Origin of the sequence: Micromonospora sp. C51, from assembly GCF_018070435.1 — a bacterium.
Taxonomy (GTDB): Bacteria; Actinomycetota; Actinomycetes; order Mycobacteriales; family Micromonosporaceae; genus Micromonospora; species Micromonospora sediminimaris.
The window spans coordinates 69,915-83,448 of the sequence record NZ_JAGPXQ010000018.1 but is presented as its reverse complement, the minus strand read 5'-3'; the positions used below and the strand labels follow the sequence as shown (position 1 = coordinate 83,448).

General features: G+C 72.0%; 13 protein-coding genes. 8 read left to right on the top strand and 5 right to left on the bottom strand.

The annotated features are described in order from the left end of the window. Positions 1-34: 34 nt before the first annotated feature. The 5 genes from recQ to KBX50_RS19010 form a co-directional block, all read right to left on the bottom strand. Complete coding sequence (recQ, locus tag KBX50_RS19030; protein WP_210938501.1) at positions 35-1,915, bottom strand: DNA helicase RecQ; 1,881 nt, start codon at positions 1,913-1,915, stop codon at positions 35-37. Between the two features lie 114 nt (positions 1,916-2,029). After that, positions 2,030-3,634, bottom strand: coding sequence for an alpha/beta hydrolase (locus KBX50_RS19025; RefSeq protein WP_210938499.1), 1,605 nt, complete (start codon positions 3,632-3,634; stop codon positions 2,030-2,032). Between the two features lie 119 nt (positions 3,635-3,753). Then, positions 3,754-4,446 (bottom strand): response regulator transcription factor, encoded by a 693-nt coding sequence (locus KBX50_RS19020; RefSeq protein ID WP_210938538.1) that lies wholly within the window; start codon positions 4,444-4,446, stop codon positions 3,754-3,756. Positions 4,447-4,454: 8 nt separating this feature from the next. Continuing rightward, a complete protein-coding gene (locus tag KBX50_RS19015) occupies positions 4,455-5,630 on the bottom strand; it encodes a histidine kinase (protein ID WP_210938497.1) in 1,176 nt (391 codons plus the stop codon). A 41-nt stretch (positions 5,631-5,671) separates the two neighbouring features. Then, positions 5,672-6,325 carry a hypothetical protein gene (locus KBX50_RS19010; RefSeq protein WP_210938495.1) on the bottom strand — a complete coding sequence of 218 codons (654 nt, stop codon included), beginning with the start codon at positions 6,323-6,325 and terminating at the stop codon, positions 5,672-5,674. Positions 6,326-6,569: 244 nt separating this feature from the next. Here KBX50_RS19010 and rapZ point away from each other — a divergent pair, with 244 nt between their 5' ends. The 8 genes from rapZ (at position 6,570) to KBX50_RS18970 (ending at position 13,525) form a co-directional block, all read left to right on the top strand. Then, positions 6,570-7,442, top strand: a complete 873-nt coding sequence (gene rapZ / locus KBX50_RS19005) for an RNase adapter RapZ (RefSeq protein WP_093401610.1) — start codon at positions 6,570-6,572, stop codon at positions 7,440-7,442. Then, positions 7,439-8,410, top strand: a complete 972-nt coding sequence (gene yvcK, locus KBX50_RS19000; protein ID WP_210938493.1) for a uridine diphosphate-N-acetylglucosamine-binding protein YvcK — start codon at positions 7,439-7,441, stop codon at positions 8,408-8,410. Before rapZ ends, yvcK begins: the two co-directional genes overlap by 4 nt. A gap of 54 nt (positions 8,411-8,464) precedes the next feature. After that, positions 8,465-9,445 carry a DNA-binding protein WhiA gene (gene whiA, locus KBX50_RS18995; protein ID WP_093401454.1) on the top strand — a complete coding sequence of 327 codons (981 nt, stop codon included), beginning with the start codon at positions 8,465-8,467 and terminating at the stop codon, positions 9,443-9,445. Between the two features lie 248 nt (positions 9,446-9,693). Then, complete coding sequence (gene gap / locus KBX50_RS18990) at positions 9,694-10,698, top strand: type I glyceraldehyde-3-phosphate dehydrogenase (RefSeq protein WP_093401453.1); 1,005 nt, start codon at positions 9,694-9,696, stop codon at positions 10,696-10,698. Then, positions 10,695-11,894, top strand: a complete 1,200-nt coding sequence (pgk, locus tag KBX50_RS18985; RefSeq protein WP_210938491.1) for a phosphoglycerate kinase — start codon at positions 10,695-10,697, stop codon at positions 11,892-11,894. Before gap ends, pgk begins: the two co-directional genes overlap by 4 nt. Beyond that, positions 11,894-12,685, top strand: a complete 792-nt coding sequence (tpiA, locus tag KBX50_RS18980; protein WP_210938489.1) for a triose-phosphate isomerase — start codon at positions 11,894-11,896, stop codon at positions 12,683-12,685. Before pgk ends, tpiA begins: the two co-directional genes overlap by 1 nt. A 95-nt stretch (positions 12,686-12,780) precedes the next feature. Then, on the top strand, positions 12,781-13,041 hold the full coding sequence (gene secG / locus KBX50_RS18975; RefSeq protein WP_093401450.1) for a preprotein translocase subunit SecG: 261 nt from the start codon (positions 12,781-12,783) through the stop codon (positions 13,039-13,041). Positions 13,042-13,177: 136 nt separating this feature from the next. Beyond that, the gene (locus KBX50_RS18970) at positions 13,178-13,525 is read left to right on the top strand and encodes an RNA polymerase-binding protein RbpA (protein ID WP_210938487.1); all 348 of its coding nucleotides are present in this window, start codon (positions 13,178-13,180) and stop codon (positions 13,523-13,525) included. Positions 13,526-13,534: the final 9 nt, after the last annotated feature.

Below are 13,534 nucleotides of genomic sequence, written 5' to 3'. Positions count from 1 at the left end.
AAGTCGCGCGGATCTTGATGGGGAGTGCGGTACCTCAGGTGGCGTCGGCGAGCACTCCGAGAAGTTGCTCGCCGTACTTGGCCAGCTTGTTCTCGCCGACGCCGCTGATCCGGGACAGCTCGGCCAGCGACGACGGCGCGTCGGCGGCGATCTGGCGCAGCGTCGCGTCGTGGAAGATGACGTACGCGGGTACGCCCTGCTCCTTCGCGGTGGCCGCCCGCCAGGCCCGCAGCCGCTCGAACGTGCCGGCCGCCTCCGCCGGCAGCTCGGCGACCACGGTGGCCGCGCCCCGGGGCTTGGCCGCCTTCGCCGGGCGTGCCGCCTCGCGACGCAGCATCACGGTACGACGCCGGCCGAGCACCTCGGCGCTGGCGTCGGTGAGCGTCAGGGTGCCGTAGTCGCCCTCGACGGCGAGCAGTCCCTCGGCGAGCAGTTGTCGGACCACGCCGCGCCACTCCGCCTCGCTCAGCTCCCCGCCGATGCCGAACACGGTGAGCGAGTCGTGCCGATGCTGGCTGATCTTGTCGGTGGTACGACCGAGCAGGATGTCGACGCAGTGCCCGGCGCCGAACCGTTGGTTGCGCTCCCGGTCCAGCCGAAAGACGGTGGAGAGCAGCTTCTGCGCGGCCACCGTGCCGTCCCAGGACTCGGGCGGCTCCAGGCAGGTGTCGCAGTTGCCGCAGCCGCCGGTGGCCGGCTCGCCGAAGTACTCCAGCAACTGCGCCCGGCGGCAGCGGACCGTCTCGCAGAGCGCCAGCATCGCGTCGAGATGGGCGGCGAGATTGCGCCGGTGCGCCAGGTCACCCTCGGAGGTGTCGATCATCTTTCGCTGCTGGACCACGTCCTGAAGCCCGTACGCCAGCCAGGCGGTCGACGGCAGGCCGTCGCGGCCGGCGCGACCGGTCTCCTGGTAGTAGCCCTCGACCGACTTCGGTAGGTCGAGGTGGGCGACGAACCGCACGTCGGGCTTGTCGATACCCATCCCGAAGGCGATCGTCGCCACCATCACCACGCCGTCGGCGCGCAGGAAGCGCTGCTGGTTGGCGGCGCGGGTGGCCGCGTCCAGACCGGCGTGGTACGGCAGCGCGTCGATGCCGTTGGCGACCAGAAACTCGGCGGTCTTCTCCACCGAGGCGCGGGACAGGCAGTAGACGATGCCCGCGTCGCCGGGATGTTCGTCGCGCAGCAGGGCCAGCAGCTGCTTGCGCGGCTCCCGCTTCGGCACGATCCGGTACTGGATGTTGGGCCGGTCGAAGCTGGCCACGAAGTGCCGCGCCTCGGTGAGGCTGAGCCGGGTGGCGATCTCGGCCCGGGTGGCGCTGGTCGCGGTGGCGGTCAACGCGATGCGGGGTACGCCCGGCCAGCGTTCGTGCAGCATCGACAGGTTGAGGTAGTCGGGCCGGAAGTCGTGGCCCCACTGCGACACGCAGTGCGCCTCGTCGATGGCGAACAGGGAGATCCGCCCCCGGTCGAGCAGGCTCAGTGTGGCCCGGCTGGCCAGCGCCTCCGGCGCGAGGTAGAGCAGGTCGATCTCGCCGGCGACGAACTCCGCCTCGACCAGCCGGCGGGTGTCCGGGTCGAGGGTGGAGTTGAGGAAGCCGGCCCGCACCCCGACCGCGGTCAACGCGTCGACCTGGTCCTGCATCAGCGCGATCAGCGGCGAGATCACCACGGCGACGCCGTCCCGGACCAGCGCGGGAATCTGGTAGCACAACGACTTGCCGCCGCCGGTGGGCATCAGCACCAGCGCGTCCCCGCCGGCCACCACGTGGTCGATGACCTCCCGCTGGAAGCCCCGGAACGAGTCGTACCCGAATACCCGCCGCAGCACCTCCAGCGTCGCTGTCACCTTCTCGGCGGTGGGCGCGTCGGAGGCGGCCAGGTCGGTGACGCTCACGTCGGCGGGAGAGACCATCCGTGGATTCTACGAGCCACCCTGGGCGACACGGGTTGCGGCATGTCGCGGTATCCGCGCTGGCGGAAGCCACGACATGCCGCATCTCGCGTACCGGGTAGGTCGATGACGCGGTTACCCCGCCGGTGCCGTCAGCGGCCGGGTGGTGGCCGGTGGCACGGCGTCGCACACGGTGCCCTCAGCGGGCAGCACTCCGTCGATCAGTGCTGCATCGATGGCTGCGTCGACGCACGGGCCGCTGGTGCGGTAGGAGGTGTGGCCGACGCCCTCGCGGGTGAGCAGGACGGCGTCCTCCAGCCGCTCCGCCATCGCCTCGGCCCAGTGGTGCGGGGACACGTTGTCCAACCGGCCGCCGACCACCAGGATCGGCGGGGCGCCCGCGCCGGTGAGTTCCCGGGTGACCCGGTCCTCGTTCTCGACGGGCCACAGCGCGCAGTTGAGCGCGCTGTAGGCGGCCCGACTGCCGAGCCGTTCGCCGCGTTCGGTGATTTTCTTGGCCGCGGCGTGGTGCTCGGAAAGTTTGTCCAGCTTCGGCCAGTCGACGCACCGCACGGCGGTGTGCGGTTCCTGGAGGATCGCGAACGGGCCACCGAACGGCGCAACGGTGACGAATGAGACCACGAAGTGCAGTCCCGTGCCATCGCCCTGCTGCGCGGCAAGGAGGCCCGCGGTGAGTACGGGCCAGAGTGCCCGGTTGCCTGCGGCGGCCCGTGCGGCCTCCAGGGCCATCGCCCCGTCGAGCGTGCCGCCCGGTGTGAGGCCCTCGACCGGGGGGACCACCAGCGGCTTCGCCTCCAGCTTGGTGATCAGGGCGTCGAAGGCGGCCCGCGGATCGCCCGCGCCGAAGGCGCACACCTGCACGCCCTCGGCGCGGCAGGTGTCGAACCAGGCGTCGAGCGTCTCTTCGTTGGAACGGGCGACGTCGTCCAGGAGTCGCAGCGGGTCGTTCTGCCACAGGTCGGTGTCGACCGGGGCGTCGATCACCATCTGGCGTACGCGGTCAGGAAAGAGTGTGGCGTACATCGGACCCACCACCGTGCCGTACGAGGCACCGTAGAAGGTGATCTTCTCCTCGCCGAGCGCGGCACGCACCTGGTCCAGGTCGCGGGCCACGTTGTCGGTGGACAGGCTCGCCAGGAACTCGGGGTTCTGCTGGTCCAGGCAACCCTTCGTGAAGGTGCGGGCGTCGATGAGCAACTTGCCGAACGGCTTCCCACCCGGGATGCGCGGGTCGCGGTTCTCGGTCGCCTGCTCGGCCCGCTGCTCGTCGGTGAGGCAGCGCACGGCACCGGACTGACCGACACCGCGCGGGTCCATGCCGACAACATCGAACCGGGCGACGACCTCGGGCGAGTAGGGGCCCTTGTCGTTGGCGGCGTCGATGGACGCGACCGTCTCGGTGGCCGGCACCCCCGGACCCCCGGGATTGATGAACAGGCTGCCGATGCGCCGGTCCGGATCGGTGGCCCGGTGCCGGGTCACGGCAAGGCTGATCTGCTCCCCGTCGGGCTCGGTGTACTCCAGCGGCACCTCGACGGTGGCGCAGTCGAGGCCCTGCCCGCACTCCTCCCACTGCACCGGGTCCGGGATCGGGGCGGGCACGGTCGGGCCGGAGGAAGGTCGGTCCGCTGCCGCCGTACCGACCCCACCGGTGCAACCGGTCAGGGCAAGCACGGCGGCGGCCAGCACCGCGGCGGTCCGTCGGGGTACCGGCGACACGCGGGTATGTCGGAGTGAAAGTGGCATGACATCGACGCTAGGCGGGCCGGCTGGCTGCGTTCTCCGTCCAAGGCTCCGGATCCACAAACCAAAGTAGGAACGTGCCCGGCGCTGTCCGGTCAGTCCGGGGGAACGAGCCCCGCCTCCTGCACGAGGAGCGCGACCTGCACGCGATTGTTGAGATCCAGCTTGGTGAGGATCGCCGACACGTGGGTCTTGACCGTGGTCAGGCCCAGGTGGTGCCGCGCGGCGATCTCCGCGTTGGTGCGCCCAGCGCCGATCTCGACCGCGACCGTCCGCTCGCGGTCGGCGAGCACGTCGAGACGGCGTCGGGCGGTGTGCTGCCGGCCGTCCTGCCCCGACTCCGCGACCCGCGCGATGAGCCGACGCGTCACCTCGGGCGAGAGCACGGGACGCCCCTGTGCCGCGTGCCGGATCGCGACGACGAGTTCGTCCGGCGGCGTGTCCTTCAGCAGGAACCCGGCCGCGCCCGCCCGCAGGGCACGCAGCACGCGGGCATCGGCGTCGAAGGTGGTGAACACGATGACCTGCGGCGCGGACGATTCGCCGCGCAGCGTTTCCGTGGCGGTGAGCCCATCGGTGCCGGGCATCCGGATGTCCATCAACACCACGTCGGGCCGGTGGCGTCGGGCCAGTTCCACCGCCTCCGCGCCGTCGCCCGCCTCAGCCACCACCCGCAGATCGGGAGCTCCGCTCAGCATCATCTTCAGCCCGAACCGGACCACCGGGTCGTCGTCGACCACCAGTATGTCGATGACTGGTTGGCCGCCGGCCGCGTCGTCGGCAGACATCGGGTGGGTCACGACGGCCAGGGTAACCGGAGCCGGACCCGCCAGCCGCCCGAGTCCGTCGGCCCGTGGTCGAGCTGCCCGCCCACGAGCCGGGCGCGCTCACCAAGCCCGCGCAACCCCGCCCCGGAACCGTCGGGGCGCGAGCGTGGGCCGGTCGGCCGCGCGTTCACCACCTCGGCGGTCACGTGGTCGTCGGGCCGCCCGGTGATCCGGACCACCACCGGCGTACCCGGGGCGTGCTTGCGCACGTTGGTCAGGCCCTCCTGCACGAGGCGGTAGAGCGTGCGACCCTGCGTCGCCGGGAGGATCCGGTCATCGGTCGTCACCCCGGCCTCGTCCCGCAACTCGACCGGCGTGCCGGCCTGGCGGGCCTCGTCGATCAGCTCCAGGACGTCCACGACGCCCGGCAGCGGCAGCTCGCCCACGGGGGCCCGGAGCACCCCGATCACCTCGCGGAGATCCTGCAGAGCGCGGTGCGCGTTCTCGCGGACCACCTCGGCCGCCCGCGCCCGGTCCTCGGCCGGCGCGTCGCGGGAGTAGGTGAGGGCGCCCGCATGCACGCTGAGCAACGAGAGCCGGTGTCCGAGGACGTCGTGCATCTCCCGCGCGAGCGCCTCCCGGGCCTCCCGCGCGGCGTGCTCGGCCCGCAGCAGCGCCTCGACCTCGGCTGCTGCCGCCCGCTCCCGCAGGGATGCGACAAGCGCCCGACGGCTGCGCACCGACAGTCCCCACGCCACGGTGGCGAGGTGCCCCAGCCCGATGATGATGAACACCGTCAACGGTGGAGCCGTCGTCTCGGGCCACTGCAGCTGATACGTGCCGAGGGCGGCAAGACTGATCGCGCACACCACGACCGTCGCCCTGATCGAGCGGTGCACCGCGACGGTGAACAACGCGACGATCGCGGCCGGGGCGACCGTCTCGGAGAACGAACTCGCCACGGCCAGGGCGACGCCGAGCACGACCGGGAACCGACGTCGCCACCACAGCGCGAGGTAGCCGAGCGCCCCCGTGACCCAGTCCGCGTACCGGACCCAGGCGGAAACCGGCACCGGGTCGTTCATCTGGTCGACCACCGTGATCAGTCCCACCGTGGCGGCCAGCACGATCAGGGCGACGTCGACCTTCCGGTCGCCCACCGCCTCGCGGAAGGTCCGCCCCGGGAGTTGCCTCGCTCCGGCCATCGCCCCGAGCTTAGAGCGGCTCGATCTCGATCGAACGCGGGTCATGGGGCGGGCGGGACGGGCACCTGCTTGGCCCAACGCACGTCACCGTCGGGATCGACGTAGCAGAACGCGACCACCAGGCGCGACGGGTCGGTCATCGGGAGGGTGCCGGGCAGCAGTCGGAAGACGGCGATCAGGCTGCCGTCGGCGGTCGCGCGGGTGCCCACCGCGCCGACGTTGTCCGGGGTGGTGAAGGTGCCCTCGGGGTCTTCGCGGGTGGCGGTGTCGGCGAGCCAGCGGTACCGCTCGGCCAGCACGTCGTACGCCCCGGCCCAGTTGGAACCGGTGTCGCCGTCGTCGTCCCAGCCGGCGTACGGCTGGACCACCCTCGCGGGTTCCACCCGGCCGTCGAGCAGGATGACCTGGTAGTGGCCCTTGCGCGGCGGCCCGGACCAGCGCAGCCGCAACACCACCGACTGCCGGTCCTCCCCGCCGATGACGTTGTCCACCGGCTCGGGTCGGCCGAACGCGACGACCGCGTCCGCCACCTGGTCCGGCTCCGGCAGCACGGCCTCGACGGAGACCGCCACCTGGTCGCCGCCGCGGGCCCACTCGCGTTCGCGGTCGACGTATCGGTCCACCGTGGCCAGCACGGCGATCGTGACCGACACCAGGGCAACCACCCAGCGCAGCCGCGCCCCGTGCCTGCCCATGGCCGGAGGATAGCCGCGTCGCGCGTCGCGCGCCGTCAGTCAGCCGACACGACGGGTACGCGCTTCCGATGGCCCTGCGGCGTGGCGGCGGTGCGTCCCCCCGGAGCCGGACACCGGCGAGCTAGAGTCGCTGCTTGACCATGCCCGGCCGGATCGGCCGGGGCAGCACGGTTGGAGGGGCAGACGGGTGGGCGAGGCGCACACGACCGGTCACCGTGCGGGCGTACCCGGTGAGCAGACCGCGGTGCCCGCCGAAACGGACACCACCCTGGTCGTGGTCACCGGTCTCTCCGGTGGTGGCCGCAGCACCGTGGCCCGGGCGCTGGAGAACGTCGGCTTCTACGTCGTCGACAATCTGCCGCAGGCGCTGCTGCTGGACATGGCCGAGCTGGCCGTGAAGGCGGGTGGGGCGGCCCGGCGTACCGCGATGGTGCTGGACGTGCGCTCCCGGGCCTTCTCCACCGATCTGGCCGAGGCGATCCGGGAGCTGAAGGAGCGGGGCTACGCCCCCCGGGTGGTCTTCGTCGACGCCGACGACGAGGTGCTGATCCGCCGGTTCGAGAGCGTGCGACGCTCGCATCCGTTGCAGGGTGACGGCCGGCTCGCCGACGGCATCGCCGTCGAGCGGGGACTGCTGGAAGAGGCCCGCGACCAGGCCGACGTGATCATCGACACCAGCCACCTCAACGTGAACCAGTTGCGCCGCCGGGTCGAGGAGTTGTTCGGCGGGGAGGACGCCCGCCGGTTGCGGCTGACGGTGATCTCCTTCGGCTTCAAGTACGGCCTGCCACCGGACGCCGACTTCGTGATGGACGCCCGGTTCCTGCCCAACCCGTACTGGGTGCCTGAGCTGCGCGAGCACACCGGGCGTGAGGAGGCGGTCAGCGCGTACGTGCTGGGGCAGGAGGGCGCGAACGCCTTCGTCGACGCGTACGCGGACCTGGTGAACGCCACCACGGCCGGCTTCGAGCGGGAGGGCAAGCGGTACCTGACCGTGGCGGTCGGTTGCACCGGTGGCAAGCACCGCAGCGTGGCGATCGCCGAGGAGTTGGCGGCCCGACTGCGGCGCGCCGGGCTGGCCGCCAACGCCCAACACCGCGACCTGGGGCGGGAATGACGATCCGGGTGGTGGCGTTCGGCGGCGGGCACGGCCTGTCCGCCTCGCTGCGGGCGTTGCGGCGCTGCGCGCCCGAGCTTGACCTGGACATCACGGCGGTGGTGACCGTCGGCGACGACGGCGGCTCCAGCGGCCGGCTGCGCGCCGAACGGGGCGGACTGCCCCCCGGTGACCTGCGGCAGGCGCTTGTGGCGTTGGCCGGCGACCACCCCGCCACCCGACGCAGCGCGGGGCTGTTCCAGCACCGCTTCGCGGACACCACCACGGGCGGCCGGGGCGACGGGCTGGCCGGGCACGCGGTGGGCAACCTGGTGCTCTGCGGCCTGATGGAGCTGCTCGGCGACCCGGTGGCCGCCCTGGAGCACGCGGGAGCGATGCTCGGCTCGGTCGGCCGGGTGCTGCCGATGTCCCGCCAACCGGTCGACATCGAGGCCCGGGTCCGCGGTGCCGACCCGGGACGTCCCGACGAGGTGTGCACCGTACGCGGACAGCATCAGGTCGCGGTCACCACGGGCCGGGTCGAGTCGCTGCGGCTCACCCCGCAGGCGCCGGCGGCGTGTGTCGAGGCGGTCGCCGCGATCGGCGCCGCCGACTGGCTGATCTTCGGACCGGGCAGTTGGTACACCAGCGTGCTGCCGCACCTGCTGGTGCCGCAGCTGGCCGCGGCGATCCTGGCCAGCCCGGCCCGGCGGCTGGTCACCCTCAACCTCGCCGCCGAGAAGGAGACCCTCGGTCTCTCTGTCGCCGACCACCTGGCGGCGCTGCGTTGGTATCTGCCGGAGCTGACAGTCGACTTCGTGCTCGCCGACGCCAAGGCGGTCGGTGACCCCGAACCGGTCCACGGTGCGGCAGAATCCCTGGGAGCCCGACTGGTCCTCGCTCCCGTCGCGGTCGACGACGGCACGCCCCGTCATGATCCGGCTGCTCTGGGCGCCGCCCTGGTGCCTGTACTGGGCGCCGATCGTTAGACACGTACGTAATCTCCGGCGACACGCCGGAACCGGTCCGTGAGGGGACGCACAATGGCGATGACGGCTGCGGTCAAGGACGAGCTGAGTCGGGTCGACGTGCCCAAGCCCTGCTGCCGGCGGGCGGAGATGGCGGCGCTGCTGCGGTTCGCCGGTGGGCTGCACATCGTGTCCGGGCGGGTGGTGGTGGAGGCCGAGCTCGACACCGGCGCGGTGGCCCGGCGGCTACGGCGCGAGATCGCCGAGGTCTACGGCTATCCGAGCGAGATCCACGTGCTCGCCTCCGGTGGGCTGCGCAAGGGGAGCCACTTCATCGTCCGGGTCGTCAAGGACGGCGAGGCCCTGGCCCGGCAGACCGGGCTGCTCGACGTGCGCGGCCGGCCGGTACGCGGGCTGCCGCCGCACGTCGTCGCCGCCAGCGTCTGCTGCGCGGTGTCCGCCTGGCGGGGCGCGTTCATGGCGCACGGCTCGTTGACCGAGCCGGGCCGGTCCAGCGCCCTGGAGATCACCTGCCCCGGGCCGGAGTCGGCGCTGGCGCTTGTCGGCGCGGCCCGGCGGTTGGGCATCACCGCCAAGAACCGCGAGGTACGCGGCGTCGACCGGGTGGTGGTCAAGGACGGCGACGCGATCGCCGCGCTGCTCACCCGCATCGGTGCCCACTCCAGTGTGCTGGCCTGGGAGGAGCGCCGGGTCCGGCGGGAGGTGCGGGCGACGGCCAACCGGCTGGCGAACTTCGACGACGCCAACCTGCGGCGTTCGGCCCGCGCGGCGGTCGCCGCCGCGGCCCGGGTGACCCGGGCGCTGGAGATCCTCGCCGACGACGCGCCGGAGCACCTGACCTCGGCCGGCCGGCTGCGCCTGGAGCACCGGCAGGCCTCTCTGGAGGAGCTGGGCGCGCTGGCCGACCCGCCGCTGACCAAGGACGCCATCGCCGGGCGGATCCGCCGGTTGCTGGCGTTGGCCGACAAGCGGGCCCGCGACCTCGGCATCCCGGATACCGAAGCGGCCGTCACGCCCGACATGCTCGTGGTCTGATAGGACGGTGGGGCGACCACCCGGCGCAGCGTGGCTCAGCGCGCTCGGATAAGGTCGCTGCGTACGGCAAGGGGGCCGGCACCGGTGCTCCCCGCCGTATCCACCGCCTCGACGGCGGTCAGGTCCCTCGGACCGCGGCGGGGTGGCCGGGATGAACCGTCAACGGCCGGCTCCAACGGTCGGCGCACACCACTTCGCCGGCCGAGGGTCTCCACGCCGGCGGACCAGAACGCGAGGAGATGGGACCTGTGACCATCCGGGTTGGCATCAACGGCTTCGGCCGGATCGGCCGTAACTTCTTCCGGGCAGTGCTGGCGTCCGGCGCTGACGTCGAGGTCGTGGCCGTCAACGACCTGACCGACAACGCGACGCTCGCCCACCTGCTCAAGTACGACAGCATCCTGGGCCGCCTCCCGCAGGAGGTCAAGGCCACCGCCGACGAGATCACCGTCGGTGGCAAGTCCATCAAGGCGTACGCCGAGAAGGACCCGGCGGCGCTGCCGTGGGGCGACGTCGGCGCGGACGTGGTCATCGAGTCGACCGGCTTCTTCACCGACGCCACCAAGGCCAAGGCGCACATCGACGGCGGGGCCAAGAAGGTCATCATCTCCGCTCCGGCGAAGAACGAGGACGTCACGGTCGTGATGGGCGTCAACGACGGCCAGTACGACCCGGCCAAGCACAACATCATCTCGAACGCCTCCTGCACCACCAACTGCCTGGCCCCAATGGCGAAGGTCCTGCACGACACGTTCGGCATCCAGCAGGGTCTGATGACCACCATCCACGCGTACACCCAGGACCAGAACCTCCAGGACGCGCCGCACAAGGACCTGCGCCGGGCCCGGGCCGCCGCGCTGAACATCGTGCCGACCTCGACCGGCGCGGCGAAGGCCATCGGCCTGGTGCTGCCGGACCTCAAGGGCAAGCTCGACGGGTACGCGCTGCGGGTGCCGATCCCGACCGGCTCCGCCACCGACCTCACCGTCACCGTCGGTCGGGAGACCTCGGTGGACGAGGTCAACGCCGCGCTGAAGGCCGCCGCCGAGGGCCCGCTGCGGGGCATCCTGACCTACAACGAGGACCCGATCGTCTCCGCCGACATCGTCACCGACCCGGCGTCGTGCATCTTCGACGCGCCGCTGACCAAGGTCATCGGCAACCAGGTCAAGGTCGTCGGCTGGTACGACAACGAGTGGGGCTACTCCAACCGCCTGGTCGACCTGGTGAAGCTGGTTGGTTCGTCGCTGTGAGCATCCGTAACCTCGACGACCTGCTCGCCGAGGGGGTCTCGGGTCGGCGCGTGCTGGTGCGCGCCGACCTGAACGTCCCGCTCGACAAGCAGACCGGCGACATCAGTGACGACGGCCGGATCCGGGCGGTGCTGCCGACCCTCGGCGCGCTGACCGAGGCCGGCGCCAAGGTGGTCGTCTGCTCCCACCTGGGTCGGCCGAAGGGTGCGCCGGACCCGCAGTTCAGCCTCGCCCCGGTCGCCGGGCGGCTCGGTGAGCTGCTCGGCACGCCGGTGCACGCCGCCACCGACACGGTCGGTGAGTCCGCCCGGGCGACGGTGGCGGCGCTCGCCGACGGCGAGGTGGCGCTGCTGGAGAACCTCCGCTTCAACAAGGGGGAGACCAGCAAGGACGACGCCGAGCGGGGTGCCTTCGCCGACCAGCTCGCCGCCCTCGGTGACGTGTACGTCGACGACGCCTTCGGCGCGGTGCACCGCAAGCACGCCAGCGTCCACGACGTGCCCGCCCGGCTGCCGCACTTCGCCGGCCGGCTGGTGCTGCGCGAGGTGGAGGTGCTCTCGCAGCTCACCGGCGACCCCGAGCGGCCGTACGTGGTGGTGCTCGGTGGGTCGAAGGTCTCCGACAAGCTCGCGGTGATCGAGGCGCTGCTGCCGAAGGTCGACCGGCTGCTCATCGGTGGTGGCATGTGCTTCACCTTCCTCAAGGCCCAGGGCCACGAGGTCGGCTCCTCCCTGCTGGAGGCCGAGATGGTGGAGACCTGCCGCAACCTGCTGGAGCGTTCCGAGGGCAAGATCATGCTTCCGGTCGACGTGGTGGCCGCCGACGCGTTCGCCCCGGACGCCGCGCACGACACCGTGCCGGCCGACGGCATCCCCAGCAAGCGGGTGGGGCTGGACGTCGGCCCGAAGACGGTGGCGGGCTTCGCCGCCGCGCTCAAGGGCGCCCGGACGATCTTCTGGAACGGCCCGATGGGCGTGTTCGAGATGCCCGCCTTCGCGCACGGCACCCGTGGGGTGGCCGAGGCGATCGCCGGCTCGGACGCGTTCAGCGTGGTCGGTGGTGGTGACTCCGCCGCCGCGGTGCGGGCCCTGGGTCTGGACGAGAAGTCCTTCGGGCACATCTCGACCGGCGGTGGCGCGTCCCTGGAGTACCTGGAGGGCAAGACCCTCCCCGGCATCGCGGCTCTGGAGAACTGATGGCGAGCGCCCCCCGCCGGCCGCTGATGGCCGGCAACTGGAAGATGAACCTCAACCACCTCGAGGCGAACCTGCTGGTGCAGAAGCTGGCCGCCAGCCTCACCGAGAAGCAGCTGACCGAGGTGGAGACGGTGGTGCTGCCGCCGTTCACCGACCTGCGCACGGTGCAGACCGTCGTGGAGGGCGACAAGCTGCTCATCGGCTACGGCGGACAGGACCTGTCACCGCACGCCTCCGGTGCGTACACCGGGGAGATCTGCGGCGCGATGCTGGCCAAGCTCGGCTGCACGTACGCGGTGGTCGGGCACTCCGAACGCCGGCAGTACCACCGTGAGGACGACGCGTTGGTGGGCGCCAAGGTGCAGGCGGCGCTGACCCACGGGCTCACCCCGATCCTCTGCGTGGGGGAGGGGCTGGACGTCCGGGAGCAGGGCACCCACGTGGCGCACTGCACCGACCAACTCGACGCTGCCCTCAAGGGGCTCAGCCCGGAGCAGGTTCTCCGGGTGGTGGTCGCGTACGAGCCGGTCTGGGCGATCGGCACCGGCAAGACGGCCACCCCGGAGGACGCCCAGGAGGTGTGCGGCGCGCTGCGGGCCCGGCTGGCCGAGACCGTGGACCAGGCCACCGCCGACGGCGTACGCATCCTCTACGGCGGCTCGGTGAAGTCGTCGAACGTCGCCTCGATCATGGCCCAGCCGGACGTGGACGGTGCCCTGGTCGGCGGTGCCAGCCTGGACGCCGAGGAGTTCGCGAAGATCTGCCGGTTCCCGGAGCACATCTCCGGCTGATCGCTCGCTATCCTTGACTCCGCCCGTCCGCCGGTCGGTGCCGCCGTGCCCGAACTGCCCGGGCGAGGATCGTAACGAGAGGACTGACCCCCGCCATGCCGATCTGGTTCGCCTACACGTTGATCGTGTTGCTGGTCATCACGAGCGTCCTGCTCACCCTGCTGATCCTGCTGCACCGAGGCAAGGGCGGTGGGATGTCCAGCATGTTCGGCGGTGGCGTCAGCTCCAGCCTGGCCGGCTCGTCGGTGGCCGAGAAGAACCTGGACCGCTACACCGTGCTGGTGGGCATCGTCTGGTTCGCCTGCATCATCGGTCTCGGCCTCTGGCTCCGGCTTGAGGTGGGTACGGGCGTCTGATTCGACCCCCGAGGCGTACAATCTGCGCGCGGTCCGTCACCCGACGGGCCGCGCGCAGTCCGTTTCACCCGCTGCACCGCGTCGCCCGCCGTCCACCCCCCGACGGCGGTCCCCTCCGACGACAGGAGTCAGCGCCGTGCCGAACGGCCACGTCATCCGGGGCGCCCGCGTCGGGTCCGCGCCCCCACGTCCCCCCGAACGCCACCAGCCGGTCCCGTGCCGGTCGGTCAGCTACTGGTGTCGCAACGGGCACCGCACCGACATCCGGATCGTCGCCGACGTGGCGGCCCCGACCGTCTGGGACTGCCCCCGTTGCGGGCTGCCCGCCGGTCAGGACGCTCAGGATCCGCCGGGCCGGGCCCGGGCCGAGCCGTACAAGACCCACCTGGCGTACGTGAAGGAACGTCGTACCGACGCCGAGGGGGAGGCGATCCTCGCCGAGGCTCTCGCCGCGCTACGCCAGCGTCGCGGCACCCCGGGCTAGCCCGGTCGC